Source organism: Thalassovita mangrovi, assembly GCF_009857745.1.
Taxonomy (GTDB): domain Bacteria; phylum Pseudomonadota; class Alphaproteobacteria; order Rhodobacterales; family Rhodobacteraceae; genus Thalassobius; species Thalassobius mangrovi.
The window spans coordinates 56,541-82,926 of the sequence record NZ_WWEN01000009.1 but is presented as its reverse complement, the minus strand read 5'-3'; the positions used below and the strand labels follow the sequence as shown (position 1 = coordinate 82,926).

The window sequence follows — 26,386 nt, the reverse complement described above, 5'->3', positions numbered from 1 at the left end:
GAAAGGAAACAAAGCAATGGCATTCATCACACTCAGGCAACTTCTGGATCACGCGGCCGAAAAGGGCTACGGCGTGCCGGCCTTCAACATCAACAATATGGAACAGGGCCTGGCGATCATGCAGGCCGCGTACAAGACCGACGCGCCGGTGATCCTGCAGGCCAGCCGCGGCGCCCGGTCCTATGCCGGCGACATCATGCTGCGCCACATGGTGACCGCGCTGGTGGAAATGTTCCCCGATGTGCCGGTCTGCCTGCACCAGGACCACGGCAATAACGAAGCCACCTGCCTGAGCGCGATTCGCCACGGCTTCACCTCGGTGATGATGGACGGGTCGCTGGAAGCGGACATGAAGACCCCCGCCTCCTACGAATACAACCTCGACATCACCAAGCGCGTCACCGATGCCGCCCATTGGGTCGGCGCGAGCGTAGAGGGCGAGCTGGGCGTGCTGGGCAGCCTGGAAACCGGCGAGGCCGGCGAAGAGGACGGATCGGGCGCGGTCGGCAAGCTGAGCCAGGACCAGCTCTTGACCGACCCCGACCAAGCCGTTGATTTCGTGCTGAAAACCGAATGCGACGCGCTGGCCATCGCCTGCGGCACCTCGCACGGCGCTTACAAGTTCAGCCGCAAACCCACCGGCGACATCCTGTCGATGGCCACCATCGAGGCGATCAACAAGAAGCTGCCCAACATCCACCTGGTGATGCATGGATCGTCTTCGGTGCCGCAGCACCTGCAGGACATTATCAACGCCTATGGTGGCGAGATGCCGCAAACCTATGGCGTGCCGGTCGAGGAAATCGAAAAGGGCATCAAAATGGGCGTGCGCAAGGTCAATATCGACACCGATTGCCGGATGGCGATGACCGGTCAGTTCCGCAAGATCGCGCAGGAAAAGCCCAGCGAATTCGACCCGCGCAAATTCATGATCCCGGCGATGGACGCTCTGGAAGAGCTGTGCCGCGACCGCTTCGAACGTTTCGGCACCGCCGGTCACGCCGCATCGATCAAACCCATCCCTCTGGACGACATGGCGCGGCGTTACGCCGATGGCAGCCTGTCGCCCCAAACCGCCGCAGCCGCGGCAGCCTGATCAAGGAGTACCCTGACTATGGATCAATCAAACCGCTATGCACGGCTCGACCTGAACGAAGCCGACCTGATCGCGGGCGGCAACCATGTTCTGGTCGCCTATCACATGAAACCCAAGGCAGGGTACGGCTACCTTGAAACCGCAGCCCACTTCGCTGCCGAAAGCTCCACCGGGACCAATGTGGACGTGTCCACCACCGACGATTTCACCCGCGGCGTCGATGCCCTGGTCTATGAAATCGATCCGGACAAGGAATTGACGAAAATCGCCTACCCGGTGGACCTGTTCGACCGCAACATCATCGACGGGCGCGCGATGCTGTGTTCCTTCCTGACGCTGACCATCGGCAACAACCAGGGCATGGGCGACGTGGAATACGCCAAGATGCACGATTTCTACGTGCCGCCCGCCTATCTGCGCCTGTTCGACGGCCCCTCGACCACCATCGCCGACATGTGGCGGGTGCTGGGCCGTCCCCATGTCGACGGCGGTTTCGTCGTCGGCACCATCATCAAGCCCAAGCTGGGCCTGCGGCCGCAGCCCTTTGCCGACGCCTGCTATGACTTCTGGCTCGGCGGCGATTTCATCAAGAACGACGAACCGCAGGGCAACCAGGTCTTCGCGCCGATGAAGGAAACCATCACCCTGGTCGCCGACGCCATGAAGCGGGCGCAGGACGCAACCGGCCAGGCCAAGCTGTTTTCGGCCAATATCACCGCCGACGATCCGTTCGAAATGATCGCGCGGGCCGAATTCATCCTGGAAACCTTCGGCCCGGATGCCGATCACGTGGCCTTCCTGGTCGACGGTTACGTCACCGGCCCGGCAGCGATCACCACCGCGCGGCGCCAGTTCCCGCGCCAGTACCTGCATTATCACCGCGCCGGTCATGGCGCCGTGACCTCGCCCCAGGCCAAGCGCGGCTACACCGCCTTCGTGCTGTCGAAAATGGCGCGTCTGCAGGGGGCGTCGGGCATCCATGTCGGCACCATGGGTTTCGGCAAGATGGAAGGCGAAGCCAGCGACCGCGCCATCGCCTACATGATCACCGAAGACAGCGCCGACGGGCCCTATTTCCACCAGGAATGGCATGGCATGGCACCGACCACGCCGATCATTTCGGGCGGCATGAACGCGCTGCGGATGCCCGGTTTCTTCGAAAACCTCGGCCATTCCAACCTGGTGATGACCGCCGGTGGTGGCTCCTTCGGCCATATCGACGGGGCGGCGGCGGGTGCGATTTCGCTGCGCCAAGCCGAACTGTGCTGGAAGGAAGGCGCCGATCCGGTGGAATTCGCCAAGGATCACAAGGAATTCGCCCGCGCGTTCGAAAGCTTCCCGGGCGACGCCGACAAGCTCTACCCGAACTGGCGCGAGGCGCTGCGGATCAACTCCGCCGCATGATCCTGTTGGGGCGGCGCTGCCGCCCCAACAGTTTCCCCGCCCCGGAAGGAGAGACAGACATGACTTTCGACCGTTCCCTCAAGATCGCGCCGTCGATCCTGTCCGCCGATTTCGCCAATTTCGGCAAGGAAATCGAAGCCATCGAGGCGCAGGGCTGCGACTGGGTGCACGTGGACGTGATGGACGGGCATTTCGTGCCGAACCTGACCTTCGGCCCGCCGCTCTGCGCCGCGATCCGCAAGCACATCAACACCGTCATGGACGTGCACCTGATGATTTCGCCGGTCGATCCCTATATCGAGGCCTTTGCCGAGGCTGGCGCCGACGTGCTGACCGCGCATCTGGAGGCCGGACCGCATATCCACCGCACGCTGCAGGCGATCCGCGGCGCGGGCTGCAAGGCCGGTCTGGCGCTGAACCCGGGCACGGGCGTGGAAGATATCGACTACCTCTTGGACATGGTCGACCTGGTCTGCGTGATGACCGTGAACCCGGGTTTCGGCGGGCAGAAGTTCATTCACAGCCAGATCGAGAAGGTGCGCAAGCTGCGCGCGATGATCGGCGACCGGCCGATCCATATCGAGATCGACGGCGGCGTGACGCCTCAAACCGCGCCGCTGGTGGTGGAAGCCGGGGCCGACGTGCTGGTCGCCGGATCGGCGGTGTTCAAGGGCGGGTCGGTGGACAACCCGGCGCCCTATGGCGATAACATGCGGGCGATCCGCGAGGCGGCCTTGCGCCTGCGGGCCGCCTGATTTCCCGAAAGGACACCGAATGGCTGTTTCGCCCCCCGTCTGCGATTTCGACTGGCCCGCACCCGATTTTTCCCTGCCCGCGACCGACGGCAAGACCTACACGCTTTCCGATATCAAGGGCCCGAACGGCACGCTGATCATCTTCATGTGCAATCACTGCCCCTATGTGCTAGCCGTGTTGGACCGCATCCTGCGCGACGCGCGCGGGCTGCAGGCGCTTGGCATCGGGGTGGCGGCGATTTCGGCCAACGATGCCGATGCCTATCCCGCCGACGGTTTCGACAAGATGAAGGAAATGGCGGAAAGCCGCGATTTCCCCTTCCCCTATCTTTACGACGAAACGCAGGACGTGGCGCGCGCCTACGACGCCGCCTGCACCCCGGATTTCTTCGGCTTCAACGCCGATCTGGGGCTGCAATATCGCGGCAGGCTCGACGCCTCGCGCAAGGAAGCGGGGCCGGAGCACCTGCGCCGCGACCTGTACGAGGCAATGAAACAGGTGGCGGAAACCGGAAAAGGCCCCGCCGATCAGATCCCTTCGATGGGGTGCTCAATCAAATGGAAGGCAGCATAATGGCGCGTATCGTATTCGACCTCGACGGAACCCTGATCCACAGCGCCCCCGACATCCGGACCATTGCCAATTCGATCCTGCGCGACGAGGGGCTGCACCTGATTACGCTGGACGAAACCATCGATTTCATCGGCAACGGTGCCTCGGTCTTCGTGGCCAAGATGCGGGCGGCGCGCGAAATCCCCGATGTCGAACATGACCGTATTTTGGGCGTCTTCCAGGACCGCTATGAAACCGTGCTGGAACTGACCGCCCCCTATCCCAACGTGCGCGAGGCGCTGGCGCATCTGACCGTGGCCGGGCACCGGCTGGGGCTGTGCACCAACAAGCCGATGCGGGCGACGCGGGCGGTGCTGTCGCATCTGTCGCTGACCGATCCGCTGGACGTGATCTATGGCGGCGACAGCCTGGCGCAGCGCAAACCCGACCCGGCGCCGCTGCTGGCGGCGTTTGCCGATCTGGGCGACGGGCCCTGCCTTTATGTCGGCGACAGCGAGGTCGATGCCGAAACCGCCGATCGCGCCGGGGTGCCGTTCCTGCTGTTCACCGAGGGCTATCGCAAGACCCCGGCCGCAGACCTGCCGCACCTGGCAACGTTTTCCGATTTCGCGGAGCTGCCGAAGCTGGTGCAAGCCCAGCTTGAGGTTCTTGCATGACGCTGCGCGCGCTGATCTTCGACGTCGACGGGACGCTGGCGGAAACCGAGGAACTGCACCGGCGGGCTTTCAACGACACCTTCGCGGTCGAAGGCTTGGCGTGGGATTGGGACCGCGATGGGTATCGCGAGCTGCTGAAGACCACCGGCGGCAAGGAACGGATGTTGGCCTTTGCCGCGCGCGAAGGCATCGATTTCAGTACGGAAGAAGCGGCCCGGCTGCACAAGATCAAGACCGCGCGCTATGCAACCCTGGTGGATCGGGGCGGGCTGGAATTGCGCCCGGGCATTGCCGAGCTGATCGACAAGGCCCGCGCGCATGGTTTGAAACTGGCCGTCGCCACCACCACCAGCCCGCAGAATGTCGACCAGCTGTGCCATAGCTGCTGGGGCCGCGCGGCGACGGAGGTGTTCGACACCATCGCCGCGGGCGATCAGGTCGCACAGAAGAAACCGGCGCCGGACGTCTATCAACTGGCGCTGCAGCAGCTGGGCCTGCCCGCCGAGGACACAATCGCGTTTGAGGACACCGCCAACGGCGTCAGATCGGCCCGCGCGGCGGGCATCCGCGTGGTGGTCACCCCGTCGATGTATAGCGGGGCGGAGGATTTCACCGGCGCCGACTGGATCCTGCCGACGCTGGCGCGGGCGAACTGGACGGCCGATCTGGCCAGCCTGCTGCCCGCGGCATAAAAAAAGGGGGGCCAAAGCCCCCCTTTCATCGTTCTTTGGTTTCTCAGAAGCTCAGGCTGTCCAGCGCCGCGGCGTAGATGTCGAACATCTCTTTCACCTGCGCCTCGGTGATGATCATCGGCGGGCACAGCGCCACCGTATCGCCCAGGTTGCGCACGATCAGCCCGCGTTCCAGGCAGGCTGCGCTCATCGCCGCTCCCGCGACGCCGGCGGCTTCGCCCTGCTGGTGCAGTTCCAGCGCACCGATCAACCCGATGCCGCGCGCTTCCTTGGCCAGGTCGTGGCCGGCCATCGCGTTCAGCCGTTCCATGAACAGCGGCGACAGGCGGGCGGCGTTGCCGACCAGATCGCGTTCCTCGATGATCTTCAGGTTTTCCAGCGACACCGCCGCGCCGACCGGGTGGCCCGATCCGGTGAAGCCGTGGCCGAAGGTGCCGATGCGGGCGGTTTCATCGGCGATCGGCTGATAGACCCGGTCGTTCATCATCACCGCCGAGAACGGGATATAGGAGGACGAAAGCTGTTTCGACATCACCATGATGTCCGGTTCGATCCCCATGGTTTCGCTGCCGAACATCTTGCCGGTGCGGCCGAAACCGCAGATCACCTCGTCGGCGACCAGCAGGATGTCGTATTTCTTCAGCACGTCCTGAATCGCCTTCCAATACCCTTCCGGCGGCACGATCACGCCGCCTGCGCCCATCACCGGTTCGCCAATGAAGGCGGCGATGGTGTCGGGGCCCTCTTCCAGGATCATCTCGTCCAGTTCGCGGGCCAGGCGGGCGACGAAATCGGCTTCGGATTCGCCTTCCTGCGCGAAGCCGCCGTAATGCGGGCAACCGGCGTGCAGCACCTGCGGGATCGGCAGGTCGAAGGACATGTGGTTATAGGGCAGACCGGTCAGGCTGCCGGACGCGACGGTGATGCCGTGATAGCCCTTGATGCGGCTGATGATCTTCTTCTTTTCCGGCTTGCCCAGGGCGTTGGAGCGATACCACAGCAGCTTGACCACGGTATCGTTGGCCTCGGACCCGGAATTGGTGAAATAGACCTTCGACATCGGCACCGGCGCCATCTGGATCAGCTTTTCCGACAGTTCCACCGCGGGCGTGTGACCGCGCTGCGCGAAGGTGTGATAATAGGGCAGCTTGGCCATCTGTTCGGCGGCGGCCTTGACCAGCCGGTCCTCGCCGAAACCGACGGCGACCGACCACAGGCCGGACATGCCCTCGATGTATTTCTTGCCGGTATTGTCGGTGACATAGACGCCGTCGCCTTCCTCGATGATCAGCGATCCTTCGGCTTCCATCTTGCGGGCGTTGGTGTAGCTGTGCAGCTGATAGGCCGCGTCGCGGGCTTCAATCGAATTGGGCTGAACGGTCATGGTCATTCCTTTCATGCAGCGATGCCGGGGGACCTGGCGGACTCACCTGCGGCGTTGATTTGACCGAGTGTTTGCCAATTCGGCGCGGCGCGACAAGGCAATTCTGAATATTTTGATCAAATTTTTTCGCGCCCACCCCGCCAAGGCGGCATCCCGGGCGCTGCCGGGCCCCCGCAGCGGGGGCCCGGCGGGCATGTCCCGTCAGCCCGGATTGCGCTCGGCCCAACCGGCAAAGGTCTTCTCCAGCGCGACCACCAGGTAGTAGAGCACGATCCCGAGGAACCCGAGCGCGATCAGCACCGCAAACATCAGCGGGTAATCCGAATTGGTTTTGCCCGAGTCGAACAGCGCCCCCAGCCCACGGCCATGCGGGCTGACGATTTCGACCAGGTTGGTGCCGATGAAGGCCAGGGTGACGGCGACCTTCAGCGCGCCGAAGAATTCCGGCAGGGTTTTCGGCAGGGCGATCTTCCAGAAGATCTGCGCTTGCGACGCGCCGAGCGAACGCAGGATGTCGCGATATTCCGGTTCCAGCGTCGACAGCCCGATCGACACCGAGACGGCGATCGGGAAGAAGGAGATCATGAAGGCCATCAGCACGGTGTTGAGATCATGCTGGCCGATGAACAGCAGCGCGAGTATCGGCACGACGGTGGCTTTCGGGATCGCGTTAAACCCCACCAGCAGCGGATAGAGCGCATCGCGCATCAGCCGCGAAAAGCCCATCACCATGCCAAGCGCGGTGCCGACGATAATGGCCAACACGAGCCCGAGAACGGTGCGCCACAGGGTCTGCCAGCCCATGGTCAGGAACAGGCTCCAGTATTTCTGATAGGCCGGGATCAGGTCCGAGGGGGACGCCATTTTATAATTCGGCCAGCCGTTCAGATAGACGACGAGTTCCCACAGCAGCAGGAAGATCGCCATGGCGGCGGTCGGGACGAGGATCTTGCGCAGGGTGTCCATCAGGCGGCCTCCCCTTCGGCGGGGGCGCGGCCCTGGGCGATTTCGATCTGGTGCCGCAGGATCGCCAGCATCTCGGCCGCTTCGGGCGTGTAGAGATGCTCCAGATCAGCCGGGCCGCGATCGGGCACGTCCAGCACGTATTGCGTCCGCGCCGGGCGGCCCGACAGCACCACGACCTGATCGGCCAGGAAGATCGCCTCGCGCAGGTCATGGGTGATCAGGACGCCGGTAAAGGGTTCCTTTTCCTTCACCTTGTACATGGTCTGCCACAGGTCTTCGCGGGTGAAGGCATCCAGCGCGCCGAAAGGTTCGTCGAGGATCAAAACCTCGGGCTGATGGATCAGCGCCCGGCACAGCGAGGCGCGCTGGCGCATGCCGCCCGACAGTTCCGAGGGGCGCTTTTCCTCGAACCCTTCCAGCCCGACGATGGACAGTAGGTAACGCGCGCGGTCCTGCTGTTCCTTCTTGCTCAGTTTCGTGGGCACGATTTCAAGCGGCAGCAGGATGTTGTCGAGGATCGTGCGCCATTCCAGCAGGACCGGGTTCTGGAACGCCATGCCGACGGTCGAGCGCGGCCCGGTCACCCGTTCGGAATGCAGCATGACCATCCCCTCGTCGGGCTTCATCAGCCCCGAAATCAGCCGCGTCAAAGTCGATTTCCCGCAACCCGAGGGCCCCACCACGGCGACGAAGCCGCCCTCGTCGACGGACAGTTCCAAACCGTCCAGAACAGGCAGCGGTCCGCTTTTTGTTTTATAGGCGTGACGCACGCCTTCGATTTTTATCATCGGATACATGTCTGTTTCCTGCTTCGGATTATCCTGCGCTCAGGCAAGTTGTGCTTAGGGGTAGTTAACGGGCGTCAGAGATCAATGACAATACGTCCACAGCCGCGCGACACGCAGGGCAGGAAGACATTGCCCCCTGCCCGTTCTTCAGTGCTGAGAATATAATCATGATGGTCCAACTGCCCCGACAGGACCCGGGTCCGACAGGTGCCGCAGACCCCGGCCTCGCAGCTGCTTTCGACGGCGATTCCCGCCGCCCGCAGCGCGTCGAGCGCGGTTTGCCCCTCGGCCACGAAGATGGTGCCTTCGCGGCCCGACACCTCGATCTCGAACCCTCCGGATGGGGCCACCTCGGGTTCCGGGGCGTCGAAATATTCGCTCGCCACGGCGATGCCGCGCGCGCCGAATTCCGCTTCCGCCTCGGCGATCATGGCACCGGGACCGCAGACATGGACCAGCGTGGCGGGATCGGCCCCGGCGGCGAGCGCCGGGATGTCGAGCCGCCCGGCAGATGTGCCCGCGCCGTAGAGGTGAACACGATCCGCAAACGGCATCCGCAACAGCCAATCCGCCATCCCCGGCGCGTCATCGGGCGCAAAGGCGCAATGCAGTTCGAAATCGCGGCCCTCGCGCGCGAGTTCATGCGCCATGGCAAGCAGCGGCGTCACCCCGATCCCGCCGCCCAGCAGCAGAACCGGCCCCGCCCTTTGGGCAAGCGGGAACAGGTTCACCGGCGGCCGGACGGTGAAAGCCGCCCCGAGCCGCAGCACCCGGTGCAGCCCCACCGACCCGCCGCGCCCGTCGTCGCGCCGGGCGACGGCGATGCGGTAGCGATGCGCTTCGCCCGGGTCGTTGAGCAGCGAATACTGCCGTCCCCCCACCCCCGGTACCTCCACTTGCAGATGCGCGCCCGCGGTGAAGGGTGGCAGCGCCCCGCCATCCGGCGCGCGCAGTTCGATCAGGGTGATACGGTCGCTCAGGCAGCGCAGGGCCACCACGATCAGGTCGAGTTTCTCTGTCATGCCTGCCTCAGATCGCGGTCGCGATACCAAGCTCCTCGATCCATTTCTGGTACTGCATCAGCGGCAGGTCGCCCGGCCCGACCGGCAGTTCCATCTGCGTCCAGAACGGCGGCACCAACCAGGGCCGCTGGCTTTCGATCACCGGCTTGTCCTGCAACCGCACATGGCTGGACAGATCGAGAAACGCATCGTCGCTTTCCGGCGCCATGTCGAAATTGCGCGAGAAGATCCAGAAGGTCTGCGTCAGGTTCCAATCGACCGGCGAGGTGGCGAGCCAGATGACGTACCGGCCCGACGGGCTGTCCTTCACCAGCCGGATCACCCCGGGCATCGCCACATAATCGGTATAGGTCAGCGTCACGTCGCCCGCTTCGCCTGCCTCGGGGTTCGACTGATCGACGGTCAGAAGCCCCGGCGGCTGCACCGTTTCATATTGCACGATCAATTCGTCGCCTTCGCGCCAAACCCGGTGATCCGGCGGTTCCGGGTGATCGCGGTCGCCCAGGATGCCTTCGTGCACCCAGGGGAAATGGGTGTCGTCCAGCGTCCCCATGACCATGCGGACCGAGGATGTCTTGACCAGCTCCTCCTCGGTCAGGCGCAGCGACCGGAAAGCCGGGTCGTGCAGTTCGGGGAATTCGGGCAGCGGGAAACGCGGGGCGCCCGACAGGCAGACCCAGATCAGCCCATGGCGTTCCTCGACCAGGTAGGCAGGCAGGTTCGCGGCGGTCGGGATGGCGCGGCCCTCGGCCAGTTGCGGGATCCGGACGCAATGGCCGCCCGCGCCAAAGGCCCAGCCGTGATAGGGGCATTGCAGCGCCTGGGCGCCGCCGACCGTCACCACCTCGCCCAGCGACAACTGCGCCTGGAAATGCCGGCAGGTGTCAGGCATCGCCACCAGCTGGCCGTCAAGCTGCACCAGCACCACCCGCCGCCCCAGCAGCGTCACGCCCACCGGGCGGCCTTCCTGCAGCGCCTGCGCTTCGCAGACCGGATGCCAGAATTCGGCCATGCTGCTGCGGAAATCCTCGATCGCCTTGGGGCTGGGGCCAAGGTCGGCGCGTGCAATGGGGTCGAGTGCGGGCATGTGTTTCTCCGTCCTGTCTGTCGCAGTGGGCAGAAGGCCAAAGCCAAGCGTCAACAACAAGCGCCGTTTTGGCGACGCACCGATCTCGAAATCAGAACGCTTTCGCCGCCGCGGCCTGGCGCAGGACCTGTTTCAAATGACCGCAGAAATTCGCCACCGCGACGGGCATCGACGCATCCGCGACCCCGGCGATGACCCGCTGCGGCAGCAGCCCCCGGTCGGCCAGCGGCAGGAAGACAAGCCGCCCGGTCGCGAGCCGATCAAGGATGCCCACCGGCGTCATGATCGAAATCGCCTCGCCCGCCTCGACATAGCGGCTCATGAAGGTGATCGAGTTGGACCTGATCCGCGCGGGCAGCTTCAGCCCGGTGGTCGACAGCACGATATCGAGCTGTTCGGCAATGGTGACGGACGGGTCCGGCAGCACGATCTGATGGCCCAGCAGGTCCGACAGCTGCAGCGCGGGCAGCCGGGTCAGCGGATGGTCCGGGGCGCAGATCACGCCGAGGGGGAAATCCGCATGGGCCGCCTGCACCAGCGACAGTTTCGGCGGCGGGTTGAAGATCAGCGCCAGGTCGGCGGCCCCGTCAGTGGCCTGGGCGATCGCGTCCGCCGCCGAACAGCTGCGGACCTCGAAATCGATACGTGGGTACAGGCTGGCAAAGCTTTCCACCGCCATCGGCAGCAGGTCGGCCAGGACGCTTTCGATGCTGGCGATGGTGATCCGGCCGCGCACCCCGGTGGCAAGCTGGCCGATTTCGCTCATCGCCTTGTCATAATCGCGCAGGGTGCCGCGCACATGGCGGGCCAGGATTTCGCCCGCCGCCGTGGGGCGCAACCCGCGCGGCAGCCGTTCGAACAGCGGCGTGCCCAACTGCGCCTCGAGCTCCAGCAGGTGCCGGTTGATCGCGGAAGGGGAGACATGCACCGCCTCGGCCGCCTTGCGGATCGACCCGTAGCGGATGATCGCATCGAAATAGGTCAGCAGGCGCGCGTGCATTCATAATCTCCAAAAACGCGAACGATGCCGCCTTGCGGGCGGCATCGTTGCGGCTTCGCCCCGTACGGGGGCAAATTCACAGCTTGCCCGGGTCTCAGGGCAGCTTGCGCAGCTCCGGGGCCGGCAGATAGGCATCGGTAAAATAGAGTTCCGGCGTCGGCGCGTTCTTGAACTCATAGGCCGTCTGCATCTGTTCCAGCGCGTGGGCGAAACGCTCGGGCAGCATGCCGCCGAAGCCGTTTTCCTTCACCTCGTCGGTCAGCACGTTGCCGTCGATGGCAAGCTGCAGCCGGCGGGTTTCCAGCGCCGGGTCCATCGCGGGCGCATAGGGTTTCATCGCTTCCACCGCGGCGGCGGGATCGGCGATGGCGCTTTGCCAGCCTTCGGCGATCCCGGTCAGGAAGGCGGTGATTTCTTCCGGGTGCTCGGCCGCGTAATCGGTGTTCACGATGACGGTGGAGCCATAATAATCGATGCCGTTATCGGCAAACAGGAAGACCGAGATATCGTCTTCGGGCACGCCCAGACGGGCCAGCGACAGGAAGACCGAGAAGGAAAAGCCGGTAACGGCCTGCACGTTGCCTTCGGCCAGCATCGGTTCGCGGGTCGGGAAGCCCACCGGTTCGACGGTGATCGTATCCATGTCGAGCCCGTTCAGCTTGGCGAACAGCGGGAACTGCGCCCAGGCGCCATCGGGCGGCGGTGCGCCCAGCACTTTGCCCTGGATGTCGGCGATCTTTTCCACGCCCAGCGATTTGCGGCCGACCATCGCGGTGGCCGGTTTGTTATAGATCACCATGGCGGCGGTGACCGGCGCGCCGGGGTTGGCGTCCAGGAACTTGATCAGCGCCTCGAGATCGGCAAGCCCGACAGGAAACGCCCCGGTGGCGACCTTCGGGATCGCGTCGAGCGATCCTTTCCCGGCCGAGATTTCGACATCCAGACCCTTGCCGGCGAAATAGCCCTTTTCGACCGCCAGCACGTAAGGCGCGGCCGGTCCTTCGAAGCGCCAGTCCAGCGAGAACGGCAGTTTGGTTTCGGCCGCCGCGGCGAAAGTCGAGCAGGCAAGCATCGCGCCGGCCAGCAGGTGTCTTGAAAACATCTGGATCCCTTTCCTGTTCGCATCCGGGTCCACATCAGCACTGAATCCCGTTGCCTTCCATATCAAGTATGAGAGCATCGCGATCTTGTTTTGAGAACGGGTGACGCGGGGGCCGCCCCGGGCGCATCCGCGTTTTGAGCAAATTAGAGGCGAAAGCGGCCCGCGCCCCGGCCGCGTTGCACAAACGGGCGGCAGCCGGAGAAATACCGGGGGCGGGGAACGGATGTCGTTATCTCGGGAAGGGGAACAACTGGCGCCGGCCGGTCCGGCGGACGAAGCAAGGGCCTGATGTGCAGAAGAAAATGGCGATCCCTGAAGGACTCGAACCCTCAACCTGCCGATTAGAAGTCGGCTGCTCTATCCAGTTGAGCTAAGGGACCGCGAAAGGCGGGCGCGTTGCGCCTGCCCTGGTGTCAGTAGGCTGTCAGTGGGTCCAGGCGCCGCGGCGGTTGGTGGCGAAGTTTTCGCCATAGCCGCCCGCCCGCAGGTTGGGCTTGCGCTTGTGGGGTTCGGTGACCACCGCGTCCAGCCCGTGTTCGCGGGCATAGTCCAGCGCCGCTTCCTTGCTGTCGAATTTCAGCCTGACCTGGGTCTGGGTATCCGCGCTGGAGGTCCAGCCCATCAGCGGGTCGATGTCCCGCGCCTGTGCCGGTTCGTAATCCAGAACCCATTGACGGGTCTTGGCCATGCCCGATTGCATGGCGTTGCGGGCCGGTTGGTAAATGCGTGCGCGCATCGGCGACTCCTCTGCTTTGCGGTCTTATCGGGAATATGCGGCATTTTTGCAAGAGCGGGAACCGCCAAGGCGCGCGGGAAAACCGCAGGCCGCGGCACGGAGCGTCGAGGCCCGAAGCAGGAAGGGAAAAACAGCGTTGGCTGCCAGAAGAACCACAGGGAGCGAGGGGTGGGTGAATCGCGGCCCGCCCGGCAGCCAAGCATTCTGAGTGTAAGTGAAGACTATATGCCGAAACCGCCCCCGGACAAGCGCGACGCAAGATTGTTTCAAACAATACACCGAATTTTGTAATATCTAAAAATTCGCTCAATTTCACCCCGACAGGCGCCGCCGGACCGGCGGGGTGAACAGGGGCAATCTCGGGCTTCGGGCCAGATGGGGGTTGAAAGAGAACAAAAAGCGATCAAATTAGCCTGCAACCACCGGAGAGTCCCATGCCCTATGCCCATTCCGACAAATCGGCGCCGATGATGCACGCCCCCGCCCCGGACGTGAAGACCCGCGACAAGCTGGAAGGCGGCAAGCGCTTCGTGATGAAGACCGAATTCGAACCGGCAGGCGACCAGCCCACCGCGATCGCCGAACTGTCCGAGGGCGTCGAAAACGGCGAACACGACCAGGTGCTGCTGGGCGCCACCGGCACCGGCAAGACCTTCACCATGGCCAAGGTGATCGAGGAAACCCAGCGGCCCGCCATCATCCTGGCCCCGAACAAGACGCTGGCGGCCCAGCTTTACGGCGAATTCAAGGGCTTCTTCCCCGACAACGCGGTAGAATATTTCGTTTCCTACTACGACTATTACCAGCCCGAGGCCTATGTCGCACGCTCCGACACCTTCATCGAGAAGGAATCCCAGATCAACGAACAGATCGACCGGATGCGCCACTCGGCCACCCGGGCGCTGTTGGAACGCGACGACGTGATCATCGTCGCCTCGGTGTCGTGCATCTACGGTATCGGGTCGGTGGAAACCTACGGCGCGATGACCCAGGACCTGGAGGCGGGCAAGGAATACGACCAGCGCGCGGTGATCGCCGATCTGGTCGCCCAGCAATACCGCCGCAACGATGCCGGGTTCCAGCGCGGCAGCTTCCGGGTGCGCGGCGACGTTTTGGAAATCTGGCCCGCCCACCTGGAGGACCGGGCCTGGAAGCTCTCCTTCTTCGGCGAGGAGCTGGAAGCGATCACCGAATTCGATCCGCTGACCGGCGAAAAGACCGACACGTTCGAGCGCATCCGGGTCTACGCCAATTCCCACTACGTCACGCCGAAACCGACGATGCAGCAGGCCATCATCGGCATCAAGAAGGAGCTGCGACAGCGGCTCGACCAGCTGGTCGGCGAGGGCAAGCTGCTGGAGGCGCAGCGGCTGGAACAGCGCACCAATTTCGACCTGGAAATGCTGGAGGCCACCGGCGTCTGCAACGGGATCGAGAACTATTCGCGCTACCTGACCGGCCGCGCCCCGGGCGAACCGCCGCCCACCCTGTTCGAATTCATCCCCGACTCGGCCATCGTCTTCGCCGACGAATCCCACGTCACCGTGCCGCAGATCGGCGGCATGTACCGGGGCGACTACCGGCGCAAGATGACGCTGGCCGAACACGGGTTCCGGCTGCCGTCCTGCATGGACAACCGGCCGCTGAAATTCGAGGAATGGGATGCGATGCGGCCGCAATCGGTCTTCGTGTCCGCCACCCCCGCCGCGTGGGAACTGGAACAGACCGGCGGCGTGTTCACCGAACAGGTGATCCGCCCGACCGGCCTGCTGGACCCGGTGGTGGAAATCCGCCCCGTCGACATGCAGGTCGACGACCTGCTGGACGAGGTGCGCAAGGTGTCGGCCGCCGGGTTCCGCACGCTGGTCACCACCCTGACCAAGCGCATGGCCGAAGACCTGACCGAATACATGCACGAACAGGGCATCCGGGTGCGCTACATGCACAGCGACATCGACACGATCGAGCGGATCGAAATCCTGCGCGACCTGCGGCTCGGGGCCTTTGACGTGCTGATCGGCATCAACCTGCTGCGCGAGGGGCTGGATATTCCCGAATGCGGGCTGGTCGCCATCCTGGACGCCGACAAGGAAGGCTTCCTGCGCTCCGAAACCTCGCTGATCCAGACCATCGGGCGGGCGGCGCGCAACGCCGAGGGCCGGGTCATCATGTATGCCGACCGGATCACCGGGTCGATGGAACGGGCGCTGGCGGAAACCGAACGGCGCCGGGTCAAGCAGATCGCCTATAACGAGGAACACGGCATCACCCCCGCCACGGTGAAGAAGAATGTCGAGGATATCCTCGCCGGGCTCTACCAGGGCGACACCGACCAGTCCCGCGTCACCGCCAAGATCGACAAGCCGATGCACGGTGCCAACCTGGAGGCGCATTTGGACGGTCTGCGCGACGAGATGCGCAAGGCCGCCGAGAACCTGGAATTCGAGGAAGCCGCAAGGCTGCGCGACGAGATCAAGCGGCTGGAAGCGGTCGACCTGGCGATATCCGACGACCCGCTGGCGCGGCAATCGGCGGTCGAGGACGCGGTGGAAGCCGCCGGTGCCGCGCGCGGACGCTCAACGGCGGGACGGCCGGGGCAAAGGGGTGGTGTGAAGAAGCGGAGGGGGAGGTGAGGATAAGGCGTAGAAAAAGCCCGTCTCAACCTCATAGGCGCGATCCCCGATATTGCAATGTAGCTTTGGACGCAAATGCGTTGGATCGCTTAGACGCCGAAAGATCAGCTTTGGTGGATGAGTTTCTACGGTTGGAAGCGTCGCTCGGGTTATCTGTAATTAAACCGCACGGCGTCGAAATTGAACTCAATCGCGCAAATACACCGGAGCAAGTACGGGGCGATATGAGCGGTATTTACACGCTGGAGACCGCACTAATTCCTGACGAAGTTAGCCGCAGGGAAGCTATCCGGACATTGATGACTGGAAACGCGCAATCCGACAAACACAAGGATGATGCGGATCACCTTTTTGAAACGTCGAAATATGGTGGCGGTTATTTCGTCACGCATGACAGACGCATACACAAACGAAAAGCTGAACTCGCCTCTTTAGCTCCCGGCGTGCAAGTCGTGACTTTAGAAGAAATGGTGGAAGTCTGCCGCCAATATGCGAAACAACGACACCAGTAAGCCGTAGGGTGGGCTTCCAGCCCACCATTCTCCGGCACCATCCGCGCGAAAGGTTGGATGGAAGCCACCCTACCCTATGTCGAACTGGGCCCTCTCAAGCCAGCCCATCCCAACCCACGCCATCGGCGGGCCGCGGTGCGGCGATCCGGCGGGTGCGATCTGGCAGTTTATCCCGAGGCCCCGCAGGCCCTCCGAACGATGCGCGAACCTCACCCAATCGCCGTGCCGTCTCGCCGTAGGCGAGCCGATTTAAAGTCGGCGCATCTCTGGTGTGACGGGCGGCCCGGGCGTCTGGCGCGGCGGGCTCCGCCCTTGTTCCGCGCCAGGCGTTTGGTTCGCCCAGGCCTCGGAACCAAAAGCGAAAGCACGCCGCAAAGTCCCGGCAGGCCGGGCTGACCCCCGGCCTACGGCGCCATCTCCGCCTCCCCGCCTCACTCGCAGGTCTGTGCCTCTTCCAGCGTCTTGGCTGCCTCCACGCAATCGTAGAGCGCGAGGATCGACCCATAAGCTTCCTGGGCCTCCTTCAACAAGGCGAGATGCTCATCTATCAGGGCGTCGTGTTCGTCCGTGAGCGCGTTGTATTCGTCGACAAGCCCGTTGTAGCGCCCCTGAAGCGCTTGGTAATCCTCGACGCATTCGGTGACGTTCGACCGGCAGGTATAGCCTTGGTAATCGCACTGGCCGCCGTCGAAACAGACCGCGTCGTCGCTGACGCATTTGCCTTCCGATGAACAGACCGTATCGCCCGTATCGAGGCAGGCCGGTCGGCTGCCATAAAGGCAACTGAAGGAGTCCGCCGCCGACGCGCATGTGGCGCCCACGGCGAGAAGCAGCGCCAGCGAAGCCGCGCCAAGAGTTTTCGAGTATTTCACGTTCCCGTCCCTGTGTATTCTTTGTTGGGGGTCTTTTGCCCCTGTAAACAGGGCTAGCAGCCCTGCACCTTTCGGACAATCCATCCGTAGGATGCGCTCCACAGGCCCACGGCAAAGGCGCACGCAGTCCACCGCCCTGCCCCGGCGGGCCTGTGGCGCGCGCCCCGACCGTGCTACCCTGCCGACATGCTGGAACTCGAAACCACCCATTCCCATCTCTACCCCGGCGCGCGGGGGCGGGTTGTGGCGGGCGCGGTTGCCGACGGGCCGGTCACGCTGATCTTCGCCGATGGCGCCCGCGCGGCCGCGACGCTCACCGGCAACCGGCTGCAAGTCGCCGCGCATGAGACGGCGAAGGGCACGGCCATCGCGGCAAAGGGCTGGGCGATCGCCTTCGACGGCGCGGATTTCCGCATCACCGCCCGCGCGGGCTGAGCCTGTCCCCAGGCCCCCGGCTGCGCTACACTCGCCCCATGTCGCGCCTGCTGATCCTCATCGGTGTTGCCCTGATCCTCCTCGGCCTGCTCTGGGGGCCGTTGACGCGGCTGGGGCTGGGGCTGGGGCGGCTGCCCGGCGACATCGTGATCGAGCGGGAAAATCTCCGGCTCTATATCCCCATCACCAGCGCCATCCTGGTGTCGGTTGCGCTGTCGGCCGCCCTCGCCCTCATCCGCCTGGTCCTGGGCCGCTAGCCATGGCCGGGACGCGGAAATGGTCGCAACAGGTCACCGAGACCAGCCATGCACTGGAGCTCGAAGACGGCGTGTTCACCTGGGACGATCCGAAACGCATCGCGGCGTCGCTGAAGCGATCGGCCGAACACAGCCCCCGGCGCAAGGGCACGGTGCTGCAATCGGCCATGTCGATGCTGACATTCTACATCAACCGCGCCGGGCACGGCCTGGACCCGGGGCAGCGGAAAATCCTCGAACGGGCGAAGGACGAACTGCGCACACTGTGCCGGGGCAAGCAGGGATAGACCGACGCGACCGGTTCGGCCGCACCCCGGGTTTCAACGTGCCCGGCCGCGTGCCATAGTCGCCCCGATGACCTAATTTCAGGGACCCCCATGTCGAAATTTCAATTCATCACCGACCATTTCGCCGATATCCCCTATATGAATGAGGCCCGTGCCAATTTGATGCGGAACCTGATCCAGCAGGAAGGCGCGCAGCAAATCCTGGAAATCGGCTTCTTCCAGGGCAAAAGCAGCGCCTATTTCGGCGCCATACTGGAAGATCAGGGGGCCGGGCATCTGGTCACCATCGACAGAAACAGCGCCCGCAACCGGTCGCCGAACATCAACGACCTGCTGGACACCGCGGGGCTGAGCCACCGGGTCGAACCGCGCTTCGCCCACCGGTCCTATACCTGGGAATTGCAGAAGCTGATCAACAGCACGCCGCGGCCGCAATTCGATCTGTGCTATTTCGACGGCGGCCATCACTGGGACGGCACCGGCTTCGGGGTGCTGCTGGTCGACATGCTGCTGAAACCGGGCGGGTTGCTGGTGCTCGACGACATGAGCTGGTCGATGGCCGCTTCCCCCTATCACCAGAAAAACCCCGACACGATGAAGGAGTTTTCCCAGGACGAGCGCGAGGCGAAGACGGTGCAGCTGGTCTGGGACACGGTGCTGCCGCATCTCGGCTATCAGCCGGTCAAGATATACCCCGACGCCGATTGGGGCGTCGCCCGCAAACCAGGGTGAGCGGCGCGGTCACAGCGCAGACGGCCGCCCGCCTTTGCTCAGCACATGCCGCAGACCGGGAAACAGCCAGACAGGGCCAGCAGGCCCAGGATCAAAACGAAACGCATTCTTTCCCCCTCAGATCAGCGGCACGAAGGGCACGCCGCATCCCGCCAGAACCAGCAAACCGCCCAGCATAATCCAACGCATCGCTCAGTCCCCCGTCACGCTCAGCCCGAGCAGGCGCCAGGCCTGCATGCCGCCGCGATAGTAGTAGATATGATCGGCGGGAAAGCCTGCCTCGATCATGTTGCGGATCGCGGTGGGCGACTGGCCGCACCAGTTGCCGTTGCAGAACAGCGCCACGCGCTTGGGCGCCTCGCAGGCCCAGCCGTCGAAATCCGCCTCGCAGCCCAGATCGCCCAGCCGGTCGATCACCTCCGTATAGGGAACGTTGATCGCGCCGGGGATCGATCCGCCTGCGAACCAGTCGGGCAGGCGGCTGTCCATCACCACCACTTCGGGGTCCTGCAGCAGTTCGATCAGTTCCAGCTCGCCGATGGTGGTGACGCCCGGGGCGGGCGACATCGGCTGAATGCAGAACGGCGGACAGGGGCGCGAGGTGCGCGCCCAGTCGCCAGTCAGTTGATTGTCGGCGTCGGGAATGCGGCGGATCACCGCCTCGCCGCCCGGCACCGGCACGGTGACCGACGGTACGTCCTTGCCGATATTCACCGGCTTGTCCTCGGCCCAGGCCAGCGCGGGCAGCAACAGGGGCAGCAAAAGCAGGCTCAGCAGTTTCTTCATTTCATCCTCCTTGCCCCCTGCGGCAGGAGGCGCGATTGAATTCATCGCCACATTTGGGCATACTGTTGTCGTAGAGGGTAACATGTGCGGCGGTCAGGAAAAGGTGAAAACACCCCCCGCCGAACGGATCGAGGCAGAGATATGAAACGCATCCTTTGGGCCGCTTGTCTTGCGGCGATGTTCGCCCCGCTGGGCGTCGAAACCGCACAGGCCGGGCCGATCGACCGCGCCTGCATGGCGTCGCAGCGGCCGCAGAAAAGCTGGGCCCTGTGCCGTTGCATCCAGCAGGTTGCCAACCAGACGCTGAGCCGCGCCGATCAGCGCCGCGCCGCCAAGTTCTTCGAAGATCCGCACAAGGCGCAGGAAATCCGCCAATCCGACAGCCTCTCGCATGAACGGTTCTGGCTGCGCTACAAGGAATTCGGCGCCACCGCCGCGGCAGCCTGCAACTGATCCCGGCAACCATCCGTTGTCACAGCCTTATTGCCAGAACAATCCGCCTGCGCCATGATCGCGCGGAACGGGGGGGAAAGCCATGCGTAAATTCCTTGTCATATTGGATGACAGCCGCGAATGCCTGAACGCGATGCGCTTCGCGGCGATGCGCGCCGCCAAGTCGGGCGGCGGCGTGAAGATCCTGTCGGTCATCCCGCCCGAGGAGTTCAATCACTGGATCGGCGTCGGCGACATCATGCGCGAAGAAGCCCGAGAACGGATCGAGGTGCATTACGAGGTCTTCGCCAAATGGATGCGCGACCGCCAGGGCATCGACCCCGAACTGGTGATCCGCGAAGGCGAACCGGTGACCGAAATCCTGGGCCAGATCGCGGACGATCCCGAAATCGGCATCCTGGTGCTGGGCGCGGGCACCGACAAGAAGGGGCCGGGGCCGCTGGTCACCCAGCTGAGCCGCAGCGCCGGCACCCTACCGGTGCCGATCACCATCGTGCCGGGCGACATGTCCAAGGACCGGCTGGACTCGATCACCTGAGCCCAACAACGGCAGCGCCGCCGCAGCCCGCCCGATTTAGAATCGTTCCAAACCTTGACACACGGGTACTTGAGGCGCATATCCTGACTCAATCAGAAAGGTGTTCCCGCGATGTTCATTCAAACCGAATCCACGCCGAATCCGGCCACTCTGAAATTCCTGCCCGGCCAGGCCGTGCTTGGCGCCGGCACCGCGGATTTCCCCACGGCGGACACGGCAGGCGCATCGCCGCTGGCACAACGGATCTTCGCCGTCAGCGGCGTGACCGGCGTGTTCTTCGGCGGCGATTTCGTGACCGTGACCAAGGCCGATGACGTCGAATGGGATCACATCAAGCCCGGCATCCTGGGCGCGATCATGGAACATTTCCAATCCGGCCAGCCGGTGATGGCGGGCGAAGGCGAAGCGGCTTCGGGCCATGCCGATCATGACGGGCCGGATGCCGAAATCGTTGGCCAGATCAAGGAACTGCTGGATACCCGCGTGCGCCCGGCCGTGGCGCAGGATGGCGGCGACATCACCTTCCACGGCTTCGACCGCGGCGTGGTTTACCTGCATATGCAAGGCGCCTGCGCCGGCTGCCCGTCCTCGACCCTGACGCTGAAGATGGGGATCGAGAACCTGCTGCGCCACTACATCCCCGAAGTGACCGAGGTTCGTCCCGTTGCCGTCTGAACCGCTGGTCCTCGGCTTCGATACATCGGCCGCGCATTGCGCGGCCGCTTTGCTGTCGGGCGACCGGGTGATCGCGGCGCGGACCGAAGACATGGGCCGGGGCCAGGCCGAACGGCTGATGCCGCTGCTGGAGGACGTGCTGAAAGAGGCCGGTTTCGGCTGGGCCGACCTGGACGCGATCGGCGTCGGCGTAGGTCCGGGCAATTTCACCGGCATCCGCATTTCGGTATCCGCCGCGCGCGGGCTGGCTCTGGCGCTGGATATCCCGGCGATCGGCGTGAACAGTTTCGAGGCCACCAGCCTGCACGAGACCGAACCGCATATCCCCGTGGTGCCCGCCCCGCGCGATCAGCTTTACGCGGCCCCCGCCGGTGAAGCCCCCCGGATGATAACGCTGGAGGACGCCAAGGCGCTGGATCTCCCGCTGCTCGCCGCATCGTCCCCCGCGCGGCTGGCCGAAAATATCGCACGCATCGCCGCTGCCCGGGTGCCGGGCGACGGGGTGTCCCCTGCGCCTCTTTACATCAAGGCCGCCGACGCCGCACCGCCGCGCGATCCGGCGCCGGTGATCCTGTCCGATGACGCCTGAGGATCTGGCCCGCCTGCACCGCGCCGCCTTCACCGCGCAGCGCCCGTGGTCGGAATCGGAATTCCGCGACCTGCTGGCCTCCCCCCACGTCTTTCTTGTGACGACCGATCACGCCTTTGCCCTAGGCCGGGTGATCGCGGGCGAGGCCGAATTGCTGACCATCGCCACCGATCCGGCCCATCAACGGCAGGGACAGGGGCTCGCGGCGCTGGAGCTCTATCACGAAGAAGCCGCGCAGCGGGGGGCGGAAACGTGCTTCCTCGAAGTGGCGGAAAACAACCTGCCCGCCATCGCGCTTTATAGCCAAAACGGCTACGAAAAAACGGCGGAACGCCCCGGCTATTACCGCCAACCCGACGGGTCCCGGGTGGCGGCATGGATCATGACAAGGCAGTTGACCCAAAGTCACCCCTGAAATTGACCGCCAAGTCAAAGTTTTTCGGCGGTTTGATATTGACGCTCTCCCGACCCTGCGACCTAAATCGCCTCCGGACAGAATAAATCTGCTCGAGCGCGGCCTCCGTTTCACATGGCCGCATATAAAAAACTACGGGAGAGTATAATGAGTCTCATGAAGAATTTCCTCGGCGCAGCCGCAGCCGTCGCCCTGAGCGCCGGTGCAGCCCTCGCCGAACCGGCGGTGATTTTCGACCTCGGCGGCAAATTCGACAAATCCTTCAACGAAGCCGCCTATTCCGGCGCCACCCGCTGGGCCGAAGAAACCGGCGGCAGCTTCCGCGAAATCGAACTGCAATCCGAAGCCCAGCGGGAACAGGCGCTGCGCCGTTTCGCCGAAGCGGGCGCCAACCCGATCGTGATGACCGGCTTCGCCTTCGGCAGCGCCCTGTCCGAAGTCGCCCCCGATTACCCCGACACCAAATTCGCCATCATCGACATGGTGGTGGATCAGCCGAACGTGCGTTCGGTGGTGTTCAACGAACACGAAGGGTCCTACCTGGTCGGCATGATGGCCGCGATGGCGTCGAAAACCGGCACCGTGGGCTTCATCGGCGGCATGGACATCCCGCTGATCCGCAAATTCGCCTGCGGCTATGTGCAGGGCGCCAAGGCGGTCAATCCCGACGCCAAGGTGATCCAGAACATGACCGGCACCACCCCCGCGGCCTGGAACGACCCGGTGAAGGGGTCGGAACTGACCAAGGCGCAGATTTCGCAAGGCGCTGACGTGGTTTACGCCGCCGCCGGCGGAACCGGCGTTGGCGTGTTGCAGACCGCCGCGGATGAAAACATCCTGTCGGTCGGCGTCGACAGCAACCAGAACTACATGCATCCGGGCAAGGTCCTGACCTCGATGATGAAGCGCGTCGACAACGCGGTTTACGACGCGCTGAAAGCGGGCGGGGAGATGGAAACCGGGTTCAACGTGATGGGCGTTTCCAATGGCGGCATCGATTACGCGCTGGACGAACACAACGCAGCACTGGTGTCGGCTGACATGAAGGCTGCGGTGGACGGCGCCAAGGCGAAGATCGCCAGCGGCGAGCTGTCGGTGCATGACTACATGGCCGACAACGCCTGCCCGGTGGAATAACCGATCCGAGAAAAAGCAGTGAAATCAGGGGCCGTGCCATGGCGGTGCGGCCCTTGCCAATGGGGGTTTGTCATGCCGAAATCGGGTAAAACCTATTGCGGGCATCGGGGCAAAACACAGGGGACCACGGCCATGAAATCTATCGGCTCGTCCGGATCGCGGGGGGTCGCATGACGGCGCCTGCACTCGAACTCAAGGGCATTTCCAAGGCATTCGGCCCGGTCCAGGCCAACAAGGACATTTCGATCGCGGTCCAGCCCGGCACGATCCATGGCATCATCGGCGAAAACGGTGCGGGGAAATCGACGCTGATGTCGATCCTCTACGGCTTCTACAAGGCCGACGCGGGCGAGATTTTCATCAAGGGCGAAAAGACCGCCATCCCCGACAGCCAGGCCGCCATCGCCGCCGGCATCGGCATGGTGTTCCAGCATTTCAAGCTGGTGGAAAACTTCACCGTGTTGGAAAACATCATCCTGGGCGCCGAAGACGGGAGGCTGTTGCGCCCGTCGCTGTCCAAGGCGCGCAAGGTTCTCAGGCAGCTGGAACAGGAATATGAGCTGCATGTCGATCCCGACGAGATCATCGAAAATCTCAGCGTCGGCCATCAGCAGCGGGTCGAAATCCTCAAGGCGCTGTACCGCCAGGCCGATATCCTGATCCTGGACGAACCGACCGGCGTTCTGACCCCCGCCGAGGCCGATCAGCTGTTTCGCATCCTCGACCGGCTGCGCGAGGAAGGTAAAACGATCATCCTGATCACCCACAAGCTGCGCGAAATCATGGAAATCACCAACACCGTGTCGGTGATGCGGCGCGGGCAGATGACCGCGACGGTGAAAACCGCCGACACAACGCCGGAACAGCTGGCCGAACTGATGGTCGGGCGCAAGGTGCTGCTGCAGGTGGAAAAGGCCCCGGCTCAACCGGGCAAGACCGTGCTGGAGGTCGAAAACCTGAAGGTGACCGACGCCAAAGGCGTGGCGCGGCTGAAGGGCGTGTCGCTCGATATCCGCGCGGGCGAAATCCTCGGCATCGCCGGGGTGGCCGGCAACGGCCAGTCGGAACTGCTGGAGGTTCTGGGCGGCATGATCCCGGGCGACGGCGTGATCCGGCTGAACGGCGCGGAAATCCCGCTCAGCGGCCAGGGTGCCAACGGGAAGGCGCGCCGCGACATCGGCATCGCCCATGTCCCCGAAGACCGCCAGCGCGACGGGCTGATCATGGATTTCCACGCCTGGGAAAACGTCGCCTTCGGTTATCACCACGATCCGGCCTATCAGAAAAACGCGCTGTTCATGGACAACGCGGCGCTGCGCGAAGACACCGCGCGCAAGATGGAGAAATTCGACGTGCGCCCGCCCGATCCCTGGCTGGCGGCCAAGAACTTTTCCGGCGGCAACCAGCAGAAAGTCGTCGTGGCGCGGGAAATCGAACGCAATCCCGACCTGCTGCTGGTGGGGCAGCCGACGCGCGGCGTCGATATCGGCGCCATCGAATTCATTCACAAACAGATCATCGCCCTGCGCGATCAGGGCAAGGCGATCCTGCTGGTCAGCGTCGAGCTGGACGAGATCATGAGCCTGTCCGACCGCATCGCGGTGATGTTCGACGGCCAGATCATGGGCGAACGCCTGCCCGATCAGACCAATGCGCAGGAACTGGGCCTGTTGATGGCCGGCATGGCAAATGACGGGGGGGCCGCCTGATGGAAAAGATGCCGAAATGGGCCGATGTGGTCCTGATCCCGCTGATTTCACTGATCCTCGCCGCGGCCATTTCGGCCCTGGTGATCCTCGGCATCGGCGAAGACCCGGTGGCGGCGGTCAAGCTGATGGTGAAAGGTTCCCTGGGGTCGACCTATGGCTGGGGCTACACGCTTTATTACGCCACCAATTTCATGTTCACCGGCTTGGCCGTCGCGGTGGCCTTCCATGCCAGCATGTTCAACATCGGCGGCGAAGGCCAGGCGATGCTGGGCGGGCTTGGCGTGGCCCTGGTCTGCCTGTTCGTACCCTGGCCGCACTGGTCGGTCGCCATTCTGGGCGCCATCGCGGCCTCGGCGGTGTTCGGTGCCGCCTGGGCGGCGATCCCGGCCTATCTGCAGGCGCGGCGCGGCAGCCATATCGTGATCACCACGATCATGTTCAATTTCATCGCCGCGGCGCTGCTGAACTATGTTCTGGTCAACCTGCTGCGCCCGGCCGGGTCGATGGACCCGGCGACTGCGAAATTCCCCGCCGCCACCAACCTACCGACGCTGCATGAACTGCTGGCCCCGCTCGGCATCAGTTTTTCCAAGTCGGCCCCGGCCAATGTCAGCCTGATCATCGCGGTGCTGGCCTGTGTCGCGGTCTGGGCGCTGATCTGGCGCACCAGGCTGGGGTTCGAGCTGCGCGCCTTCGGCAAATCCGAAAGCGGCGCGCGCTATGCCGGGATTTCGCCGTTCAAGATCACCATGCTTGCGATGCTGATTTCCGGCGGATTGGCCGGGATGATGGCGATCAACAACGTGATGGGCGAAGCCGAACGGCTGGTCCTGAACGCGGTCGAGGGTGCCGGTTTCATCGGCATCGCGGTGTCGCTGATGGGGCGCAACCACCCGTTCGGGGTGTTCCTGGCGGCGATCCTGTTCGGCTTCCTCTATCAGGGCGGGGCGGAACTGGCGCTGTGGACCAACATCCCGCGCGAACTGATCGTGGTCATTCAGGCGCTGGTGATCCTGTTCACCGGGGCTCTCGACAACATGGTGCGGATGCCGCTTGAGCGGCTGTTCCTCGCCCTGCGCCGGAAGGAGGCGTGA

The 26,386-nt window shown here is 64.1% G+C and carries 30 protein-coding genes and 1 tRNA gene; 20 read left to right on the top strand and 11 right to left on the bottom strand.

What is annotated here, in order from left to right; translation table 11 throughout:
* Window positions 1-16: 16 nt before the first annotated feature.
* From fba to GR167_RS17295, 6 genes are read left to right on the top strand one after another with little or no spacing between them, the layout of a single operon-like run.
* On the top strand, window positions 17-1,096 hold the full coding sequence (gene fba / locus GR167_RS17320) for a class II fructose-bisphosphate aldolase (protein ID WP_160974990.1): 1,080 nt from the start codon (window positions 17-19) through the stop codon (window positions 1,094-1,096).
* 18 nt (window positions 1,097-1,114) lie between these two features.
* Entirely contained in the window at window positions 1,115-2,500 is a 1,386-nt protein-coding gene (locus GR167_RS17315; RefSeq protein WP_160974989.1) for a ribulose-bisphosphate carboxylase, read from the top strand.
* Between the two features lie 59 nt (window positions 2,501-2,559).
* Window positions 2,560-3,255 carry a ribulose-phosphate 3-epimerase gene (gene rpe, locus GR167_RS17310; protein WP_160974988.1) on the top strand — a complete coding sequence of 232 codons (696 nt, stop codon included), beginning with the start codon at window positions 2,560-2,562 and terminating at the stop codon, window positions 3,253-3,255.
* Window positions 3,256-3,274: 19 nt separating this feature from the next.
* On the top strand, window positions 3,275-3,829 hold the full coding sequence (locus GR167_RS17305) for a thioredoxin family protein (protein WP_160974987.1): 555 nt from the start codon (window positions 3,275-3,277) through the stop codon (window positions 3,827-3,829).
* Window positions 3,829-4,485, top strand: a complete 657-nt coding sequence (gph, locus tag GR167_RS17300) for a phosphoglycolate phosphatase (RefSeq protein WP_160974986.1) — start codon at window positions 3,829-3,831, stop codon at window positions 4,483-4,485. The genes GR167_RS17305 and gph overlap by 1 nt, the downstream gene beginning before the upstream one ends.
* Window positions 4,482-5,177 (top strand): HAD-IA family hydrolase, encoded by a 696-nt coding sequence (locus GR167_RS17295; protein WP_160974985.1) that lies wholly within the window; start codon window positions 4,482-4,484, stop codon window positions 5,175-5,177. The genes gph and GR167_RS17295 overlap by 4 nt, the downstream gene beginning before the upstream one ends.
* A gap of 43 nt (window positions 5,178-5,220) precedes the next feature.
* On the opposite strand, the gene GR167_RS17290 is transcribed toward GR167_RS17295, so the two are convergent.
* The 9 genes from GR167_RS17290 to GR167_RS17250 form a co-directional block, all read right to left on the bottom strand.
* Window positions 5,221-6,561 carry an aspartate aminotransferase family protein gene (locus tag GR167_RS17290; RefSeq protein WP_160974984.1) on the bottom strand — a complete coding sequence of 447 codons (1,341 nt, stop codon included), beginning with the start codon at window positions 6,559-6,561 and terminating at the stop codon, window positions 5,221-5,223.
* A 201-nt stretch (window positions 6,562-6,762) separates the two neighbouring features.
* Entirely contained in the window at window positions 6,763-7,527 is a 765-nt protein-coding gene (locus GR167_RS17285) for an ABC transporter permease (RefSeq protein WP_160974983.1), read from the bottom strand.
* Window positions 7,527-8,324 carry an ABC transporter ATP-binding protein gene (locus GR167_RS17280; protein ID WP_160974982.1) on the bottom strand — a complete coding sequence of 266 codons (798 nt, stop codon included), beginning with the start codon at window positions 8,322-8,324 and terminating at the stop codon, window positions 7,527-7,529. The genes GR167_RS17285 and GR167_RS17280 overlap by 1 nt, the downstream gene beginning before the upstream one ends.
* A gap of 65 nt (window positions 8,325-8,389) precedes the next feature.
* A complete protein-coding gene (locus tag GR167_RS17275; RefSeq protein ID WP_160974981.1) occupies window positions 8,390-9,337 on the bottom strand; it encodes a PDR/VanB family oxidoreductase in 948 nt (315 codons plus the stop codon).
* 7 nt (window positions 9,338-9,344) lie between these two features.
* Window positions 9,345-10,424, bottom strand: a complete 1,080-nt coding sequence (locus tag GR167_RS17270; protein WP_160974980.1) for a Rieske 2Fe-2S domain-containing protein — start codon at window positions 10,422-10,424, stop codon at window positions 9,345-9,347.
* 91 nt (window positions 10,425-10,515) lie between these two features.
* Window positions 10,516-11,424 carry a LysR family transcriptional regulator gene (locus tag GR167_RS17265; protein WP_160974979.1) on the bottom strand — a complete coding sequence of 303 codons (909 nt, stop codon included), beginning with the start codon at window positions 11,422-11,424 and terminating at the stop codon, window positions 10,516-10,518.
* Window positions 11,425-11,518: 94 nt separating this feature from the next.
* Entirely contained in the window at window positions 11,519-12,526 is a 1,008-nt protein-coding gene (locus GR167_RS17260) for an ABC transporter substrate-binding protein (protein WP_160974978.1), read from the bottom strand.
* Between the two features lie 303 nt (window positions 12,527-12,829).
* A tRNA-Arg gene (locus GR167_RS17255) sits at window positions 12,830-12,906 on the bottom strand.
* Window positions 12,907-12,950: 44 nt separating this feature from the next.
* On the bottom strand, window positions 12,951-13,262 hold the full coding sequence (locus GR167_RS17250) for an ETC complex I subunit (protein WP_160974977.1): 312 nt from the start codon (window positions 13,260-13,262) through the stop codon (window positions 12,951-12,953).
* A gap of 434 nt (window positions 13,263-13,696) precedes the next feature.
* Here GR167_RS17250 and uvrB point away from each other — a divergent pair, with 434 nt between their 5' ends.
* Both uvrB and GR167_RS17240 read left to right on the top strand, forming a co-directional pair.
* Window positions 13,697-15,895: an excinuclease ABC subunit UvrB gene (gene uvrB / locus GR167_RS17245; RefSeq protein ID WP_160974976.1), complete on the top strand. Its 2,199-nt coding sequence runs from the start codon at window positions 13,697-13,699 to the stop codon at window positions 15,893-15,895.
* A gap of 65 nt (window positions 15,896-15,960) precedes the next feature.
* Window positions 15,961-16,407: a hypothetical protein gene (locus GR167_RS17240; protein WP_160974975.1), complete on the top strand. Its 447-nt coding sequence runs from the start codon at window positions 15,961-15,963 to the stop codon at window positions 16,405-16,407.
* A gap of 431 nt (window positions 16,408-16,838) precedes the next feature.
* Here the strand turns inward: GR167_RS17240 and GR167_RS17235 are convergent, their stop codons facing one another.
* Window positions 16,839-17,279, bottom strand: coding sequence for a hypothetical protein (locus GR167_RS17235; protein ID WP_160974974.1), 441 nt, complete (start codon window positions 17,277-17,279; stop codon window positions 16,839-16,841).
* A gap of 186 nt (window positions 17,280-17,465) precedes the next feature.
* On the opposite strand from GR167_RS17235, the gene GR167_RS17230 reads away from it, so the two are divergent.
* The 4 genes from GR167_RS17230 to GR167_RS17215 all read left to right on the top strand — a co-directional run bounded on the left by GR167_RS17230 (window position 17,466) and on the right by GR167_RS17215 (window position 18,990).
* The gene (locus GR167_RS17230) at window positions 17,466-17,714 is read left to right on the top strand and encodes a hypothetical protein (RefSeq protein ID WP_160974973.1); all 249 of its coding nucleotides are present in this window, start codon (window positions 17,466-17,468) and stop codon (window positions 17,712-17,714) included.
* A 38-nt stretch (window positions 17,715-17,752) separates the two neighbouring features.
* Window positions 17,753-17,971, top strand: coding sequence for a DUF2905 family protein (locus tag GR167_RS17225; RefSeq protein ID WP_160974972.1), 219 nt, complete (start codon window positions 17,753-17,755; stop codon window positions 17,969-17,971).
* A 2-nt stretch (window positions 17,972-17,973) separates the two neighbouring features.
* Entirely contained in the window at window positions 17,974-18,258 is a 285-nt protein-coding gene (locus GR167_RS17220) for a DUF3175 domain-containing protein (protein WP_160974971.1), read from the top strand.
* 90 nt (window positions 18,259-18,348) lie between these two features.
* Window positions 18,349-18,990 (top strand): class I SAM-dependent methyltransferase, encoded by a 642-nt coding sequence (locus GR167_RS17215; RefSeq protein ID WP_160974970.1) that lies wholly within the window; start codon window positions 18,349-18,351, stop codon window positions 18,988-18,990.
* 192 nt (window positions 18,991-19,182) lie between these two features.
* Here GR167_RS17215 and GR167_RS17210 read toward each other — a convergent pair whose 3' ends face one another.
* The gene (locus GR167_RS17210) at window positions 19,183-19,776 is read right to left on the bottom strand and encodes a rhodanese-like domain-containing protein (RefSeq protein WP_160974969.1); all 594 of its coding nucleotides are present in this window, start codon (window positions 19,774-19,776) and stop codon (window positions 19,183-19,185) included.
* Between the two features lie 141 nt (window positions 19,777-19,917).
* Here GR167_RS17210 and GR167_RS17205 point away from each other — a divergent pair, with 141 nt between their 5' ends.
* The 8 genes from GR167_RS17205 (at window position 19,918) to GR167_RS17170 (ending at window position 26,386) form a co-directional block, all read left to right on the top strand.
* A complete protein-coding gene (locus GR167_RS17205) occupies window positions 19,918-20,229 on the top strand; it encodes a hypothetical protein (protein WP_160974968.1) in 312 nt (103 codons plus the stop codon).
* Window positions 20,230-20,311: 82 nt separating this feature from the next.
* The gene (locus tag GR167_RS17200) at window positions 20,312-20,767 is read left to right on the top strand and encodes a universal stress protein (RefSeq protein WP_160974967.1); all 456 of its coding nucleotides are present in this window, start codon (window positions 20,312-20,314) and stop codon (window positions 20,765-20,767) included.
* Between the two features lie 111 nt (window positions 20,768-20,878).
* Window positions 20,879-21,442, top strand: a complete 564-nt coding sequence (locus GR167_RS17195) for a NifU family protein (RefSeq protein ID WP_160974966.1) — start codon at window positions 20,879-20,881, stop codon at window positions 21,440-21,442.
* Complete coding sequence (gene tsaB / locus GR167_RS17190; RefSeq protein ID WP_160974965.1) at window positions 21,432-22,031, top strand: tRNA (adenosine(37)-N6)-threonylcarbamoyltransferase complex dimerization subunit type 1 TsaB; 600 nt, start codon at window positions 21,432-21,434, stop codon at window positions 22,029-22,031. Before GR167_RS17195 ends, tsaB begins: the two co-directional genes overlap by 11 nt.
* Window positions 22,021-22,446, top strand: coding sequence for a GNAT family N-acetyltransferase (locus tag GR167_RS17185; RefSeq protein WP_160974964.1), 426 nt, complete (start codon window positions 22,021-22,023; stop codon window positions 22,444-22,446). The genes tsaB and GR167_RS17185 overlap by 11 nt, the downstream gene beginning before the upstream one ends.
* Window positions 22,447-22,593: 147 nt before the next feature.
* Window positions 22,594-23,583 carry a BMP family lipoprotein gene (locus tag GR167_RS17180; protein ID WP_160974963.1) on the top strand — a complete coding sequence of 330 codons (990 nt, stop codon included), beginning with the start codon at window positions 22,594-22,596 and terminating at the stop codon, window positions 23,581-23,583.
* A gap of 170 nt (window positions 23,584-23,753) precedes the next feature.
* Entirely contained in the window at window positions 23,754-25,292 is a 1,539-nt protein-coding gene (locus GR167_RS17175) for an ABC transporter ATP-binding protein (protein WP_160974962.1), read from the top strand.
* Complete coding sequence (locus tag GR167_RS17170) at window positions 25,292-26,386, top strand: ABC transporter permease (protein ID WP_160974961.1); 1,095 nt, start codon at window positions 25,292-25,294, stop codon at window positions 26,384-26,386. Before GR167_RS17175 ends, GR167_RS17170 begins: the two co-directional genes overlap by 1 nt.